The organism is Pseudoalteromonas sp. OANN1, from assembly GCF_024124685.1.
GTDB classification, from domain to species: domain Bacteria; phylum Pseudomonadota; class Gammaproteobacteria; order Enterobacterales; family Alteromonadaceae; genus Pseudoalteromonas; species Pseudoalteromonas piscicida.
The window spans coordinates 1-16,323 of the sequence record NZ_JAMXSE010000037.1; the positions used below are offsets into that span (position 1 = coordinate 1).

A 16,323-nucleotide genomic window follows, 5' to 3' on the forward strand; every position below is an offset into this window, starting at 1 on the left:
CTTCTTACTTCTTACTTCTTACTTCTTACTTCTTACTTCTTACTTCTTACTTCTTACTTCTTACTTCTTACTTCTTACTTCTTACTTCTTACTTCTTACTTCTTACTTCTTACTTCTTACTTCTTACGAATAAAAGCAATAAATTTTACTGATTCAAGATACGATCATTATAAAATCAACAAGTCCCGTAATGGGGTATTTAAATTTGTGCAAAAGATAGTGATAACTAACTCGCTGATCGTAGATTTTATAAGCCTTTGTCATAAAAAATTCTCTTAAAAGAACTAGACAGTACTTACAGATAAATCTATAATGACAGCGTTGTCATTGATATTGATTCTCATCTTTAGCTTCTGCCCAAGCTTGATGAGGGAATTGAATACACATCCCCTTGTGTGTATTCAGATAATTAAAATGTCCCTTTATTGAGACAATTCCATCTTAAAACTCTACAGCAGCAAAATTTTTTGTGCTATTCTCCAATCGTTTTTGTAACAAACCATATCTTGGCTATATTTAAGTTTATATTTATCAATAAGATATCTATCTATATGAATATTTTTTGAATAACAGGCCAAAAAAATTGTAGCGAATATGTAATTTAGGGTGTATGGTTTGTTATTAGATGACAGCGTTGTCATCATCACTGGGCAGAAGTGATTTAAAAAACCAACAAAATGATTCAAGGGGAATCCTGTGTTAGCTAATAATTTCAAAAAAAGCTTACTTGCAGTTAACGTCAGCATCGCACTAGGTGCGGGCTTTTCAGGCGTTGTAGTTGCAGAAGAAAGTCAAAGCCAAAATCAAGTACAAGAAAACGTAGAAGTCATTGAAGTTCGTGGTATTCGCGCTTCAAATAAAGAAAACCTCAATGGTAAGCGTTTCGCAAATGCTGTCGTTGATGTTGTGACTGCTGAAGACGTTGGTAAATTCCCTGATGGTGACGTAGGTGAGTCACTAGCTCGAATTTCAGGGGTGAGTGTATCCCGCCAATTCGGTCAGGGCCAGCAAGTATCAATTCGTGGTGCGTCAGCACAATTGACACGCACTTTGCTCGATGGGCATTCTGTTGCTTCCACTAGTTGGTTTGACCAACAAGCGGTCGATCGCAGTTTCAACTATTCACTTTTACCTTCTGAGTTGGTTGGCGGTTTAGAGGTTTATAAGTCTTCTCAAGCGAATTTAGTGGAAGGTGGTATCGGTGGTACAGTAATTGTCAAGACACGTAAACCATTGGATTTGGATGCTAACACAGTATTTGCAAGCGTAAAGGCTGACTACGGTACGGTTTCTGAGGAAACGGATCCTGAATTTTCGGGACTTTACAGCTGGAAAAACGAAGATGAAAATTTCGGTATTCTTGTTTCTGGCGCACTTGCTGAAATTCAATATCAGCGAAATGGTATTGAATCATCGGGAGGTTGGTCTGGTGGTATGGCTCCCACTGTATTCCAGCAAGAAAGAGATCGCACGGCTATTAATGTAGCAATGCAATATAGACCGACAGACTCTTTATTATTTGGCCTAAATGTAACAAGTTTAGAATTAGGCGCCAATAATGCTAACTCACAAATAATCATCTTCCCTGGTGATGGTTCTTGCACAAAAACGAATGCTTCTGGTAACTGCACGTTCCGAGACATTGATGGAACTGCTACAGCGTTTTATCAATCTTGGGTTCGTAAAGCGAGTATGAAGTCAGATACTATTGACCTTGATTGGCAGTACGAGGCTGAGAACTTCACATTTAAAGGCCGTATCGGTAATACTAGTGCGGATAGTGATGTAACAACAGCAAATTACGGTGAGTGGACGGTCAATGATAGTAGCGAATTAAATGGCACAGTTGACATGACCGGTGACATTACGCGATATAATCTGGCAAAACAGTCATTTGATTCAGGTATTTTACCTAGTGTGATCGGTCCACAGACTTGGGCTCCTGAATACAATCCAGACTCAGATGAAGAAACTTATCTAAATCTAGATTTTGACTTTCCAGTTGACTTCGGGTTAATTTCTGCAATAAAAACCGGTTTCCGTTACGCTGACCACAAAGTAGTACAGGATGGTAATGGTGCTAATGTTAATGTTGCACTTCGCCCTATGAGAAATGCATCTGAGTATTATCCTAGCACTATATCTGCTGGTGGTGGATTTATTATCCCGGAACCAAATATGGACCTTATGATTGCTGACTCCTTGGCAATGACAGAAGGCTATACACAAAGACCTCAAGCATATGGTACTGTTGAAGAAGAAAATATGGCCCTATATGCAATGGCTGAATTCAGCGGTGAGGGTGTCCGTGGTAATGTAGGCATACGCTATATTTCAACAGATATTGAGTCTGACTATTACGATTTAAGTGATACAGGTCAATATGATACTACTTTATCTACAGACAAAGCCGATTACAGTGAGTTTCTTCCAAGCTTAAACTTGGTGATTGATGTTGCTGACGACATTATCCTTCGTACTTCAGCTGCTCAAGTTATTTCACGTCCTAACTATGCTGATCTGTTTGCAACACGAAGCTTGGCTGGCTATACAGATAACCGCCCATTAAATGAAGTCCTTCAGACGGGTAACGTAGGCCTAAGTCCATTCAAAGCATTCCAAGCTGACATAGGGCTTGAGTGGTACTTCAGTGCTGATGGTATGGTTAGCTTGACGTATTACACGAAAGATGTGAGTTCATTTATTTCGACACAGCAACAGGTTAACCAACAAATTGGAATTGATATTCCAGTTTATACAAATAATCCTGATGCAGGAGAGCCGCCGTGTGGTGCTGGTATCACAGATTGTTGGACTGTTAGTTCATCTACAAACGGTAGTGGTGGTTCGATAGAAGGTATTGAGTTCCAAATTCAAGACGCTTTTGAAAATGGCTTTGGTTATTCATTCAACTACACTTATGCGGATGCTGAAGCTCCTGCAGAAAATTACCCTGACAGAGTTGGTATTTTCTCTGATTCGTCAAAGAATACCTATAATTTAGTTGCTTTCTATGAGCAAGATAACTTCTCTGCTCGTCTAGCATATAACTGGCGCTCTGAGTTCATCATTCGTGAGGCTCCAGGATGGTATGGTAACCGTGAACATAAAGCATATGGACAGCTTGATTTCAGTGCTACGTACTCGGCTACAGATTATCTAGATGTTACTTTTGAAGCCATTAATTTAACGGAAGAAGATAGCGTTCAACTAGGTAACAATAATCCATCAACGACGTTGCCAAACCCTGACCTTCTTAATAACTTCCCTGTTTGGAGTTTTGAAGGTGAAGCACGCTATAAAGTTGGTGTAGCGGTACGTTTCTAAATAACTCAATGTCCCATCCTAAATGTGTAAACGCATTTCAGGACGGGACACGAAGATCAGAAAAAGCTCAACAATTCGTTGAGCTTTTTTATTGGAAAAGGATTAGCAATTAACTCATGAGAGAAGGGGTTAGTAATAAAACTTACTTATAATTCGGCTTATCAACCAATAACTTCTAATTGATCAAGAAAGAAGGTTACTATTTATACTCTATAAGAGAGTTTTAGCTTTACTGACATTGTTTCTAATATTTAGAGAGGTGTTAACATCGATCTGCATTATGTTGAGAATATAAACTGATTTAGCGCACGCTCGCAAACGAAGAAATTGAGAGCCTTCCTATTTTTGGATCTTGATTACATCCTGACGCACAATTGATATTGGCACTATGTAATATGTTCCCTTGGTAGATAACTAACCTGTTAAACTTTGGTTCTATTTTCAGCACACGCTCAAACACACTTGTTGTTTCATTTAGGTAACCAGAGTGCTCATGTGGACTTTCAGCTGCTTTTATTAACATCTCTGATAATACTCCTTTATCTTTTTCCCTAAGCTCTACAAGGTTTTCAGGTATAAAACGATAGATACTTGTACCTCCCAAGTTGGCTGTGGATAGGTAGTGTACAAAAGCAAAGTCTCTGTCATCAAATGAATCAATATGCGGAACTTTTTGGTCTAAAATAAGCGCATCAGGCTGGCAAGTGATGAGTGACAATAAGCATTTATGAAAAGTAACTGATTGATACTCAGTCCTAGAAATGCGCGGAAGCATGTAATCCTTAAAAAATGATGCTAGTAGCCTCATATACGGTTCAGGCATATGGTCTCTTTTTCCCGGGTAGAAGGAATTATCAGAAAACATGGGGTGGTAGTAGGCTACCTTATGCGCAAAATTTAACACGCTCGCAGTATCCAATAAGAAGTCATCAATGACATAGACACTGATATCTGTATTAGGGACGATTAACACGCTAATTTTTAAGGAAGGGTTGAGCTTGAGGTTTTGCATTGTTTTTTACTGTTAAACTATACATAGACTACTATTAAGCAAATGTACGTAATTATGACAGCGCTATCAACTCTTTGATGCGAAATAAGCTAAGTTCTTTATTGAAGTTTTTATCTAAACTACCTTAAAAAATATTTAACTTCCAATTTGCCCGGAAAACCGCTAGCCTTAGGGGCAATAAATAAAGTAACAAATACGTAAAATAATGGAGCAGTATTATGGCGGAACAACAAGTGCAGCCTTTACACAACGAAAAGCACGCTAATATCAAAGTAAAAAATGGCGTGAACGTTGATTTCCTTAAAACTCAGCACTTAATGCCTGTGGTAGCGCATGAGTTTGCGCGTGTAGCGACAGAATTCCCAATGGCGTTTGTTAAAAACACTGAAACAGGTCAATTTCAAGCGGTTGCTATGTTTGGTCTTCAGCCAGGTGAAAACCTATTTGTAGACGGTGATAAGTGGACTGGCAGCTTTGTGCCAATGTCCGCTGCACGTTACCCGTTTGGTTTGGTTAAGCATCCAGAGCAAGATCAGTTTGGTATTGTTATTGATGAAGCAAGTCCGCTAGTTGGTGAAGAAGAAGGCAATGCGCTTTTCGAAGACGGTAAAGAAACTGAATACCTAGGTCGTCGTAAAGAAGCGTTAGTAAGCTATGTTGAGTTTGCTCGCGTAACTGAAGCGTTTACTCAGTATCTTGCTGACAAAGAGCTTCTAGTTCAACAAACGCTAACGGTAGAAATCCGTGGTGAGAAAAAAGACATCAACGGTATCTACCTTGTGGATGAGCGTAAGCTAAACGAATTAGGTGACGAAGATTTCCTAGAGCTACGTAAACGTGGCTATTTAGCACCGATCTTCGCATTCTTAACTTCTACGCATCAAGTTGCGCGTCTTGCACGTATGAAGGCTCAGCGCGAAGCGAGCTAATCGCTTTTAGATATAAAACGATTCGATAGAAGCGCTTCCAGAGGAAGCGCTTTTTTTGTGCATGCTATTTTATAACTGCTACACCAATTTGCTCCTTCAAATTGAGCAAGTATTAAGGCAAATTGGTATTACTTAGCGTTTGGATTAGGACAGTATGAAGCGCCACGAGGGATCCAGACCTAGCGTGTTTCCCAACGACGGTTATAAGCTACTCGGCGTTTTTCTTGTTGAGTTGAAAGGAGTATTTTAACGCGAAAGCTTGCATCGTTCTAAAATTCACCTCATGCTGAAGTTTAATAACGAACCAAGGTATAAAAATGAAAAAAAACTCTTTGCTAGCAGCATTATTAGCCTTGTCGACGACAGCTGTCGTCGCTGACGAGAAAGCGACCCCGTTTGCGATCGCCATTCATGGAGGAGCTGGTACGATTGAGCGCAGTAACTTCACACCAGAAAAAGAAAAACAATACAAAGCTAAGCTAAAAGAAGCCGTTGAAGCGGGTTATAAGGTACTAGAACAAGGTGGAGAAAGCCTTGATGCGGTAACGGCAGCCATTAACATTCTTGAAGATTCTCCTTTTTTTAATGCTGGTAAGGGGGCCGTGTACACTTACGATGAAGGGCATGAGCTAGATGCATCAATCATGGATGGTCGTAATCGCCAAGCGGGCGCTGTGGCGGGGGTGAAGCACATTAAAAACCCAATCGATCTGGCAAAAGAAGTAATGCAGCACTCAGTACACGTCATGCTAAGTGGTGAAGGTGCAGAAGACTTCGCCAAGAAACGCGGTTTTACGTTAGTGGAAAACAGCTATTTTGACACCGATGCTCGCTATCAATCACTCTTAAAGGCGAAAAAGCGATTGCAGATAAAAGAAGCGGCGACCAAAGACTATCAGGCGGCACATCAACAATTAGAGAGCCAATATAAGATGGGAACTGTGGGGGCTGTCGCACTTGATAAACAGGGGAATTTAGCGGCTGGAACGTCAACCGGTGGGATGACGGCTAAACGCTTTGGACGGATAGGTGACTCACCAGTGATTGGGGCGGGCACATTTGCGGATAACCGCTCTTGTGCTGTGTCAGCAACGGGACATGGTGAGTATTTTATTCGATATAATGTCGCAGCTGATATTTGTGCTCGTGTCGCTTATCAAAACAAGTCGATTGAAAAAGCGGGAAAAGAAGTGATTTTTGATACGCTTTATCCAATTGGTGGCACGGGTGGGGTGATCATTGTTGACCCTAAAGGAAATATTAGCATGCCATTTAATACCGCGGGGATGTATCGTGCGAGCAAGTCGTCAACAACACAGACCTATGTTGGTATTTATAGCGAGTAAAACAATATTTCGTTGAGACTAAGCAAGTTCTTCAAACGCCAGCTATTATTATCATGATAGCTGGCGTTTTTAATGGAGATGAGCAATGCAATCAATAAAAGTCGCAGACTACTTAAATCATCGCCCCGTAACATTCAAACAGGACATGCGCGTAGAATCAGCGGTAGAAAAGCTGCTACAAAGCGGCCAGTCGGGCGGGCCGGTTATAGACGAAGCAAGGCGGGTTATTGGGTTTTTATCTGAGCAGGATTGCCTCAAAAAAATGCTAGAGGCGACCTATCAAAATGAGTCTCATAGTGTGGTGTCCGATGTGATGACAAAAGAGCCTCTGTGTGTAAAACGCGAAGACAGCATAGTGCAAATGGCAGATTTGATGATTTGCAACAAGCCCAAAGTGTACCCGGTAGTTGACGATGAAGGTCGCTTACTTGGGGTTATCAGTCGTGCAAACGTGCTATTAGCGTTGGATAAGCATTTACATGATGCTTATGTCTCTGGTCACCGTTACGTATAAAGCGATGAAATTTACGAGCTGTTAAGGTAACCCATGAGGAGTTGCCTTGAGAATAACAGCAAAAATCTCAATTCCTAACCAAATTTAGTTGGGTTCGTCTAATCTGATTTGATAAACTACACGGCGTTTTATGTAATCACAAGGTGTCGTGTAGTGCAGGTTGACTCGCTGTTCAAAGAGCTAAATTCATGTCTTAAAAAGGATCACTTCATCCTCAAAAAGCGCCTCCATGGTGCGAAAAAAATTACCGATCAAGAAAAGCAAAAGCAGGTAGTCGCAAAAGTAGCGGCTGCGATTGCAAAAAGCCAAGAATTAAAGGTAACAAGAAGTGCCAATATTCCAGCAGTAGAGTATCCTGAGCAACTACCCGTCAGCCAGAAAAAAGACGACATCAAAGCAGCCATCGCGAATAACCAAGTGGTCATTGTTGCCGGTGAAACAGGCTCGGGGAAGACCACGCAGCTACCTAAAATTTGTTTAGAGCTTGGTCGAGGCGTGGATGGCTATATTGGTCATACACAGCCTAGAAGACTAGCGGCAAGAAGCGTATCTACCCGTATCGCAGAGGAAATTGGCTGCGAGATGGGGCAAGAAGTTGGATTTAAAATTCGCTTCTCAGATCAAGTTTCTGACAATACATACGTAAAACTGATGACCGACGGTATTTTGCTCTCGGAAATTCAACAAGACAGATTCCTCAACCAGTACGACACAATCATCATTGATGAAGCGCACGAGCGTAGCCTGAATATTGATTTTATTCTGGGTTATTTAAAGCAGCTGTTGCCGAAGCGTCCAGATCTTAAAGTGATTATTACCTCAGCAACCATTGACCCTGAGCGTTTTTCCAAACATTTTAGTGACGCACCTATTATTGAGGTGTCAGGACGAACTTATCCAGTAGAAGTGAGATATCGTCCAGTTGAAGATGTAGACTCACAAAATGGCGAAGCAGAAAATGACCAGTTGCAGGGCATTTTTGATGCGGTTGATGAGCTTTGTGCCGAAGGACCCGGGGATATTTTGGTATTTATGAACGGTGAGCGTGAAATTCGTGACACCGCTGACGCGCTGGCAAAACGCAATTTAAAAGGCGTTGAGATTTTACCTTTGTATGCGCGCCTGTCTAATGCCGAACAAAATCGCATTTTTGCGCCCCATAGCCAACGGCGCATCGTATTGTCTACAAACGTTGCGGAAACGTCATTGACCGTACCAGGTATTCGCTATGTTATCGACCCGGGTACTGCGAGAATAAGCCGCTACAGTTATCGAACCAAAGTGCAACGCTTACCGATTGAAGCGGTATCACAAGCCAGTGCAAACCAGCGTAAAGGTCGATGTGGGCGTGTGGCATCCGGTATTTGTATTCGTTTATATTCTGAAGACGACTTTTTAGGGCGCCCTGAGTTTACCGATCCTGAAATTCTAAGAACCAATTTAGCTTCGGTTATTTTGCAAATGCTTGCACTTGGACTTGGTGATATAAGTCAATTCCCATTTGTACAAGCGCCTGATAGCCGTAATATCAAAGATGGTATGTCGTTACTTGAAGAGCTGGAGGCGATAGTTCCTGCACAGCGCAGAGAAAAGGCCAAGCTCACAGAATCAGGTCGTAAACTAAGTCGCTTACCCATAGACCCAAGGCTTGCCAAAATGGTGATGTCAGGGGCACAAAATAATGCGCTTTGGGAAGCGATAGTGATCACCGCGGCATTGTCTATTCAAGACCCAAGAGAGCGTCCTCAAGACAAACGTGCAGCCGCTGACGAAAAACACAATCGCTTTGAGTGCGAACACTCTGACTTTGTTGCATATCTAAATCTATGGAACTATATTGAAGCGCAGCAGCAAGCACTGACGCGTAACCAGTTTAGAAAGCAATGCCAAAAAGACTTTTTGGCCTACATGCGCGTACGTGAGTGGCAAGATATTGTATATCAGCTGACCACGGTGTGTGAGGAGCTCGGCTTTAAAATAAATAGCAGTTCTGCAAGCGATGAAGCTATCCATCAATCTTTGCTAAGTGGCATGCTTAGCCATATTGGTGTAAAGGACGAAAAGCAAAAGCAAGTCTTTAAAGGCGCACGTAACAGCCAATTTCATATTTTCCCCGGTTCAACACTGTTTAAGAAAAGCCCTAAGTGGCTAATGTCTGCAGAGCTTGTGGAAACCAGTAAACTTTATGCTCGGGTTAACGCCAAGATCGATGTAAATTGGATTGCGCCGCTCGCCAAGCATTTAGTTAATAGCAGCTATAGTGAACCGCATTGGGAGAAAAAGGCTGGAGCGGTTATTGCATTTGAACAACAAACCTTATACGGCTTGATCATCGTTGGCCGCAAACGCACGGTGTATAGCGATATTGATCCTGTGGTTAGCCGAGAGATATTTATTCGTGAAGCGTTAGCAAATGGTCAACTTGGCCAGAGCGAAGGTTTTTTAAGCGCAAACCAAAAATTGGTTGAAGAAGTGCAAGCGCTTGAAGATAAAGCGAGGCGTCGCGATATCCTAGTCGACGAAGAAGATGTGGTTGCGTTTTATAACGATCGAATTCCACAAGACGTAAATAATCGTGCTGCGTTTAGTAAATGGTGGCGTTCACAAAAGCAAAAAGACAAACGCCTTTTGCATATGACGCGCGATCTATTAATGAAGCATGACGCTGAACATATCACGGATATCCATTACCCTGATACGTGGCAGCAGGGGAATTTGATTTTGCCTCTCAGTTACCACTTTGACCCAGGCCAAGCACTCGACGGCGTGGTGGTCAATATTCCTCTGGCATTGTTAAACCAAGTTCAAGATGAAGGTTTTGATTGGCATATCCCTGCGCTCAGACATGAGCTGGTTTGTGGGCTTATTAAGTCACTGCCGAAGACCTTGAGACGTAATTTTGTGCCAGCACCAAATTATGCCGATGCTGTGCTTGCCGCCGTTGAGGTAATGCAAGGCTCATTTATCGAAGCGGTGGCCAACCGTTTACTCAGAATGACAGGTGTCAAAGTCGCCGAGTCAGATTGGGATGTTAGTTCACTTGAGCCGCACTTAAAAATGCAATTTCAGGTAGTCGATGACAAAGGCAAGGTGATAGCCCATAGCTTTGATTTATTGACACTTAAGGCAAAGTTGCAAGGGCAAGTGACCGAAACGCTGTCGCAAGTGGCAGAGCAAGGGATCGAGCAGACGGATATTCAGCAGTGGGATTTTGGCGAGCTGCCAGAGCAATATACTAAAAAGCAAGGCAATTATGAGATTAAGGCTTTCCCTGCATTAGTCGATAAAAAACAAAGTGCGGCTATAGAACTGTTTGATAACGAAATAAAAGCCCAAGCAGCACATCAAGCTGGATTGCGCCGTCTTGTGCTACTCAATGTTCCTTCGCCTGTTAAATACCTGCAGCAACACTTACCAAATAAGGCTAAGTTAGGATTGTACTTTAATCCCTTTGGTAAAGTGCATGATTTAGTTGATGACTGTACGCAAGCTGGGGTTGATAAGTTGCTGCGTTCATTTGGCGAGATCAGAGAAGACGTCGCGTTTGAAAAAGCCAAAGAGCACATTCGAGCTGAGCTAGGTGACACTGTAGTTGAAATTGCGAAGCAAGTTGAGGCTGTGCTTAGTATTGCCCACAGTATTAACAAGCGTATGAAAGGCAGAGTGGATCTCACGATGATCACCGCGCACGGCGACATAAAATCTCAGTTATCCGGTCTTATCTTTAAAGGCTTTGTCACCGCTCATGGTGCTGACAAAATCTCTGATATTTTACGCTACATGAAAGCGATTGAAAAAAGGCTTGAAAAACTTGCGGTAGACCCAAACAGAGATAGGCTGTGTGTACTCGAATTGGAAAAAGTTGCTGCGGCCTATCAAGACAAGTTGGCAAAAATTCCTTCTGGATTACCTGTACCAGAGTCGCTTATAAATATTTTTTGGATGCAACAGGAACTTCGCGTGTCTTTGTTTGCTCAAACATTAGGAACGGCTTATCCGATTTCGGCTAAACGCGTTCTGAATTCGATAAAAGAGTGCGAAATATAAACTTGCATTTTAGAGTACGACAGTTACTTTATTATATGAGGAAGTAAAGTTTTGGATTGTGAGAAGGAAGCGGCATTGAATATGTCCACACGAGAGAAAAGGAAAAATGCACCGCATCTGCTAGTGGTCGACGACGAGTATTTTAACTATGAAATGCTCGAAGTGGCGCTGTCAGGGGCGTTTGAGCTGAGCTATGCAAACTCGGGCACGAGTTGCTTGTCTAATGCGATTGCTGATCCTCCAGATGCTATTTTGCTTGATGTATGTATGCCGGGCCTTGACGGTTACGACACCTGTCGAATGTTGAAAAATACACCAGAGACGAAGGACATTCCTGTATTAATGGTATCTGGTTTAGAGTCCGAAAAAGAACAAAAAGCGGGATTCGATGCCGGCTGCGATGCCTATGTGGTAAAGCCATTTTCAATGCAATCGCTATTAGAAAAAATAAAATCAATGGTGTAGGAGCATTATATGATCAATGAAGATAAACGCCGTTTTATGCGTATGTCGGTGGATGCAGTAGCAAAATTAACCGAACTTGAGTCGGGTAAAGTGCACCAAGGAGTTTGTCACGATTTAAGCGCCACAGGGTTGTCAGTGACAGTGAGCGACCCAATTGAAGCAAATTCAACCGTTGACATTTTCATTGATTCTAGTGGTGATATGATCCAACCGCTTAGTGCTCATGCAACCGTGATCCGTTGTAGTCAAGAGCAGGATGAGCAGTGGATTGTAGGGCTTGAAATCACCAAATTTAATTAGATTACCTAAGCCCTAAAGGTGGTATTGAAGCTTCCTCCAATACCACTATAAATTGCTAAATCAATAAACTTTACAAATAAGGCCTTTCAGGTAAAAACCTTCTGGATAATTGCCCGCAATAGGGTGATCGGCTGCTTGATTTAGTCTTTCCATAATCAACAATTCTTTACCGGCATCGAGCGCAGCGTCTGCAACGACTTTCTGGAACAGGTTTTGTTCCATAAGACCAGAACACGAGAAGGTGAGTAACGTGCCACCAGGCTTTAATATCTGCATGGCAATCATATTGATATCTTTGTAGCCACGACAAGCACCGTTAAGCTGCGCCTTACTTTCTGCAAACTTTGGTGGATCCATCACAATAGTATCGAATTGACGGCCCTCATCACGATATTGTCTAAGTAGTTTGAATACGTCTTGCTTAACAAACTCAGCTTTCGATAAGTCTAGTCCATTATGTTCTACATTGCGTTTAGCTGTGTCGAGTGCAGGCTGCGATACGTCAACGTTGATTACTTTACTACAGCCACCGCGCAGTGCATAAAGACCAAATGTACCGGTGTAGCAGAAGCAGTTAAGCACTTCTTTGTCTTTTACAAAGCGTTCTAACGCGGCTCTACTGTCGCGTTGATCTAGATAAAAGCCGGTTTTATGGCCGCCGATGATATCGACTTCAATCTTTAAACCATTTTCGCTTATAAGGACGGGGGCGGTTGGTGCATCGCCAGCAAGCGGTCCGGTAATTTTATCAAGGCCTTCTTTTTTGCGCACATCAACATCTGAGCGCTCGTAAACATGACAATCGGGAAATAGTGATTGCAATGCCATTACTATTTCACCCTTGTGGCGCTCGGCACCAGCGCTTAGCAACTGACAAACCAAGTAATTATCAAACTTATCAATTGTTACACCTGGCAGACCATCGGACTCTGCGGCACACAATCTAAAGCCAGTTAAACCACCTTCAGCGATAACACATTCTCTGGCTGCTAGTGCCCGTGCGAGTTTTTGCTCAAAGAACGCTTGATCGATATGTTGTGATTCATCAAATGTCCAAATTCTGGCTCTGATCTGAGAGTCTGGACTGTAAGCGGCTGTCGCGAGGTATTTACCCTCATTGCTGTAAATCTTAACGGTATCGCCAAGGGCAGGTTTACCTTTTACTTTTTTAATGGCTTTTGAGAACACCCAAGGATGTTTTCTGTTAAGGGATTTTTCTCTGCCTGGTTGCAGATATAGCGCGCAAGTCATATATTTTCTCTAATCTTTCCTGATAGCTGCCATTTTAGTGAAGGGTGTGGCAACATACAATCAGTAATGCCTTTCCCGCTGAATTTGTGTGGGTTTATTTGTCAGATATTAATAAAAGTTGAGCTTAATGACGTTAAAAATGCATGAATTAGAAAAAGCATGTGAAGAGTTTATGCTGTCGACACCATGTGCAGATACCGCCCATGATTTGTCTCATATCAAGCGTGTAGTTAAAGTTGCAAAGGTGCTTTGCGAAGCTGAGGGAGCGGATCCTGCGGTGGTGATCCCTGCCGCTTGGTTACATGATTGTGTTGCCGTAGCAAAAAATCATCCAGACAGGCCGCTGGCGTCGAAATTAGCAGCAGATAAGGCGGTTGCCTTCCTAACAGAGTTGAAGTACGACACGGATAAACTTGAGGCGATTCACCACGCCATTGTTGCACACAGCTTTAGCGCCGGTGTCACACCCACGACATTAGAAGCCAAAATTGTTCAAGATGCAGACAGAATGGATGCACTAGGGGCAATAGGTGTTAGCCGCTGTATGAAAGTAGGTGGGGCGATAGCGCGTAATCTCTACAATGTAGAAGACCCTTTTTGTGAGCACAGAAAAGCTGACGATACCAAATATACCTTAGATCACTTCTTCATTAAGCTGCTGCATATTAAAGATAACATGCATACCACCGCAGCCCGTGAGCAGGCACAAGCCCGCACCCAATATATGCTGGATTTTTTAGAACAACTGAAATCAGAAATCGCGGATTGAAAATGACGAGATGAGTATCACCTCGTCATTTGCTTCACAAAGACCACCACAAATAGCGCTAATGAAAAGCTGCCGGTAAAAGCCTCTACCGCTGCGATCAGTCGGGAGATCCCCACAGGCGTAATATCCCCGTAACCCAAGGTTGTGAAGGTAACAACACTAAAATAAAAGCTGTTCAGCAGCGCCATTACGTTTTCAGATACACTGTTGTCTAAGTCCAGTTGCATTATCTGATCTTGAAACGAAACACCAAATAGAAAATAGCAAAATGCACAGGTAATTATCATACCTAGACTGAAACGAATGACATTTTCTGGTTTTTCTCCATACCCACATAATAAGTCGACAAAGCTGGAAATAAGGTGACGTTTTGAAAATCGTGGATACTGGGCATGTCGCATGCGCAGCTCTTTGTATGTAAAGCGCCCAACCATTTCAAATAGTCCTTGGTTTTCTGCGCCTTTACGTAGTAAACGATAGATCTCTTCGGACTGTAGAAACAAGTCCTCCGCGTCTTCTTTCGCTCGGCTTCTGCGAGCCTCAAAAGCTTGCTGCTCTTGCAGTAATTGCTCGCCGAGTTCCATATTATCGATACGGGTGTTTTCCAGCTTTATGCCGAGCAAATTGGTGCTTTCTAAATTACAGCAGTGCAGACTTGCTTCTCTCAAATCGGCCTTCATTAGCGACGCATGCTTAATGGTATTATTAAATAGGTGCGCCCCTTTTAAATTGGCACGATAGAAGTTGCTATAAGATAGATCATAACCATGATGATTTTCAAAGTTAACAAGATTGAGCCCTTCTAAATTGGCTCGCTTCAACTCTAAGCCTTGTAGCAAACCGCCGCGCTTGGCGTAGCGCTCAAGCTTTTGGCTTAGCTCCAAGCCACCTTTATCGAATTTATTGTCATGCCAAAAGCAGTAACCTGAGCCCATATCGATTTCACTGCATTTTTTTCCCTCAGGTGACACATATTGGCAAATGGGTTTATCAGCCATAGCTTGCCTAAATCAAAATGCCTTTTTCATTAAGCGTAGCAGCAAAAATAATAAATACGGTGATTTAACGAAAAAATCTTTCTAATTTATAGAGTGTTAGAAACCACACTATTGATGAGTGTATTGTCATCATTGGTCGAATTCATTATCTTACATGGCGTTTGCAGTGACTCTGATAAGTTGCTCATACTATAATGCATGCTTTAGTGACTAAGAATTTGTTATCTTGCAATATCAATTGAAGAAAAGCCGAAAGCGTAAGAGCGTTGCGATAAAAATAAAAGCTGGCCAAGTATTTGTGTATGCGCCAGAGCAAATTTGCGAGCGCTGGTTACATAATTGGGTGGAAAGCAAATCCGATTGGATAAGATCAAAGCTTGCTCTAAAAATCATACCAAAGAGCCCTCGGCCACTGGAAACAGGTATTGTGCAAGTATTCGGCGAGACCTTTACCATTCAAAGAGGCGAAAGTACGACCTCTGTAATTGATTTTGATAACAAAAGGGTTTTACTTAAGGCTGTCAAAAATGAATGGCGTGAATTAGTTGCGCTGTTAAGCGAAACGCTAAATGACTATGTAGATATGGTTATTGCGCGCTATCAACCTGATATTCAAGCTCGCTTTGATACCCTAAAAATACGCGTTTATAAAAGCCGCTGGGGCAGTTTTTCATCTAAAGGCGTGCTTGCGTTTAATACGTTTTTGATTGGTGCGCCTCAGTGGGTAATTGATTATGTGGTAGTGCACGAACTTTGCCATTTTCATGTCATGGCACACAATAGCGCATTTTGGCATTTGGTAACAAAGCACTATGGCCACGACCATAAAATGGCTCGGCGTTACTTACGTGACCACGGTCGTGACTTGATGATTGAGCATTAGCATAGTGTCCTGTTTATGCCTATTATTTGTCGGGCCTCACCTTTGCCGCTCGTTTTAACAGCTTTTGAAATGTCGGACATTCAAAATGGCTTGGCGCAGGGCATTTTGCAGCGTGATAGAGGCCATCTCGCATTGCAGTTAAATGCTTAATGGTTTCATTTAATTCATCCGCTTTGGATTGTAACTTCACCCTATCAATATCCGCTTTACCCTCGGGGGTAAACATGTCCGCTATCTCATCTAACGAAAAGCCTGCGTTTCTGCCAAGTGTAATAAGTGCTAGACGTTCAAGTATCGAAGGGGGGAAAACACGTTTGAGCCCTTGTCGACCAATCGATCGGATCAGTCCTTTTTCTTCATAATATCTAAGCGTGGATGCGGGTAAACCTGACTTCTTTGCAACTTCACTGATATCCATTTTTGCCCTTGACTTAAAGTTAACTTGAACTAGTAGGATAGCGGCTATCAGTAAAAAAGAGGAG

The 16,323-nt window shown here is 42.4% G+C and carries 13 protein-coding genes; 9 read left to right on the plus strand and 4 right to left on the minus strand.

Features of this window, described 5'->3' with window-relative positions; all coding sequences use genetic code 11:
• Positions 1-696 precede the first annotated feature (696 nt).
• Complete coding sequence (locus tag NH462_RS22120; RefSeq protein ID WP_253107764.1) at positions 697-3,327, plus strand: TonB-dependent receptor; 2,631 nt, start codon at positions 697-699, stop codon at positions 3,325-3,327.
• 301 nt (positions 3,328-3,628) lie between these two features.
• Here the strand turns inward: NH462_RS22120 and NH462_RS22125 are convergent, their stop codons facing one another.
• Positions 3,629-4,339, minus strand: coding sequence for a DUF6445 family protein (locus tag NH462_RS22125; RefSeq protein WP_253107765.1), 711 nt, complete (start codon positions 4,337-4,339; stop codon positions 3,629-3,631).
• Between the two features lie 218 nt (positions 4,340-4,557).
• Here NH462_RS22125 and NH462_RS22130 point away from each other — a divergent pair, with 218 nt between their 5' ends.
• The 6 genes from NH462_RS22130 to NH462_RS22155 all read left to right on the plus strand — a co-directional run bounded on the left by NH462_RS22130 (position 4,558) and on the right by NH462_RS22155 (position 11,940).
• Complete coding sequence (locus NH462_RS22130) at positions 4,558-5,268, plus strand: SapC family protein (RefSeq protein ID WP_253107766.1); 711 nt, start codon at positions 4,558-4,560, stop codon at positions 5,266-5,268.
• Positions 5,269-5,585: 317 nt separating this feature from the next.
• Entirely contained in the window at positions 5,586-6,614 is a 1,029-nt protein-coding gene (locus NH462_RS22135; protein WP_253107767.1) for an isoaspartyl peptidase/L-asparaginase, read from the plus strand.
• A gap of 85 nt (positions 6,615-6,699) precedes the next feature.
• Positions 6,700-7,128, plus strand: coding sequence for a CBS domain-containing protein (locus tag NH462_RS22140; RefSeq protein ID WP_010375537.1), 429 nt, complete (start codon positions 6,700-6,702; stop codon positions 7,126-7,128).
• Positions 7,129-7,281: 153 nt separating this feature from the next.
• Complete coding sequence (gene hrpA, locus NH462_RS22145) at positions 7,282-11,175, plus strand: ATP-dependent RNA helicase HrpA (protein ID WP_253107768.1); 3,894 nt, start codon at positions 7,282-7,284, stop codon at positions 11,173-11,175.
• An 81-nt stretch (positions 11,176-11,256) separates the two neighbouring features.
• Positions 11,257-11,640: a response regulator gene (locus tag NH462_RS22150; protein WP_010375541.1), complete on the plus strand. Its 384-nt coding sequence runs from the start codon at positions 11,257-11,259 to the stop codon at positions 11,638-11,640.
• Between the two features lie 9 nt (positions 11,641-11,649).
• Positions 11,650-11,940, plus strand: a complete 291-nt coding sequence (locus tag NH462_RS22155; protein WP_010375543.1) for a PilZ domain-containing protein — start codon at positions 11,650-11,652, stop codon at positions 11,938-11,940.
• A gap of 60 nt (positions 11,941-12,000) precedes the next feature.
• Here NH462_RS22155 and NH462_RS22160 read toward each other — a convergent pair whose 3' ends face one another.
• Entirely contained in the window at positions 12,001-13,191 is a 1,191-nt protein-coding gene (locus NH462_RS22160; protein ID WP_253107769.1) for a class I SAM-dependent methyltransferase, read from the minus strand.
• Between the two features lie 127 nt (positions 13,192-13,318).
• Between NH462_RS22160 and NH462_RS22165 the strand changes: the two genes are divergently transcribed.
• The gene (locus tag NH462_RS22165) at positions 13,319-13,960 is read left to right on the plus strand and encodes an HD domain-containing protein (RefSeq protein ID WP_010375547.1); all 642 of its coding nucleotides are present in this window, start codon (positions 13,319-13,321) and stop codon (positions 13,958-13,960) included.
• Between the two features lie 17 nt (positions 13,961-13,977).
• Here the strand turns inward: NH462_RS22165 and NH462_RS22170 are convergent, their stop codons facing one another.
• Positions 13,978-14,958, minus strand: coding sequence for an ion channel (locus tag NH462_RS22170; protein WP_010375550.1), 981 nt, complete (start codon positions 14,956-14,958; stop codon positions 13,978-13,980).
• Positions 14,959-15,184: 226 nt separating this feature from the next.
• On the opposite strand from NH462_RS22170, the gene NH462_RS22175 reads away from it, so the two are divergent.
• A complete protein-coding gene (locus NH462_RS22175) occupies positions 15,185-15,841 on the plus strand; it encodes a YgjP-like metallopeptidase domain-containing protein (protein ID WP_253107770.1) in 657 nt (218 codons plus the stop codon).
• A 22-nt stretch (positions 15,842-15,863) separates the two neighbouring features.
• On the opposite strand, the gene NH462_RS22180 is transcribed toward NH462_RS22175, so the two are convergent.
• A complete protein-coding gene (locus NH462_RS22180; RefSeq protein ID WP_010375554.1) occupies positions 15,864-16,259 on the minus strand; it encodes a helix-turn-helix domain-containing protein in 396 nt (131 codons plus the stop codon).
• Positions 16,260-16,323: the final 64 nt, after the last annotated feature.

Excerpts from the sequence above, each read along its gene's own strand:
- NH462_RS22125 (WP_253107765.1), bottom strand. The coding sequence starts at position 4,339 with ATGCAAAACCTCAAGCTCAACCCTTCCTTAAAAATTAGCGTGTTAATC.
- NH462_RS22130 (WP_253107766.1), top strand. The coding sequence starts at position 4,558 with ATGGCGGAACAACAAGTGCAGCCTTTACACAACGAAAAGCACGCTAAT.
- NH462_RS22135 (WP_253107767.1), top strand. The coding sequence starts at position 5,586 with ATGAAAAAAAACTCTTTGCTAGCAGCATTATTAGCCTTGTCGACGACA.
- NH462_RS22140 (WP_010375537.1), top strand. The coding sequence starts at position 6,700 with ATGCAATCAATAAAAGTCGCAGACTACTTAAATCATCGCCCCGTAACA.
- NH462_RS22150 (WP_010375541.1), top strand. The coding sequence starts at position 11,257 with ATGTCCACACGAGAGAAAAGGAAAAATGCACCGCATCTGCTAGTGGTC.
- NH462_RS22155 (WP_010375543.1), top strand. The coding sequence starts at position 11,650 with ATGATCAATGAAGATAAACGCCGTTTTATGCGTATGTCGGTGGATGCA.
- NH462_RS22160 (WP_253107769.1), bottom strand. The coding sequence starts at position 13,191 with ATGACTTGCGCGCTATATCTGCAACCAGGCAGAGAAAAATCCCTTAAC.
- NH462_RS22165 (WP_010375547.1), top strand. The coding sequence starts at position 13,319 with ATGACGTTAAAAATGCATGAATTAGAAAAAGCATGTGAAGAGTTTATG.
- NH462_RS22170 (WP_010375550.1), bottom strand. The coding sequence starts at position 14,958 with ATGGCTGATAAACCCATTTGCCAATATGTGTCACCTGAGGGAAAAAAA.
- NH462_RS22180 (WP_010375554.1), bottom strand. The coding sequence starts at position 16,259 with ATGGATATCAGTGAAGTTGCAAAGAAGTCAGGTTTACCCGCATCCACG.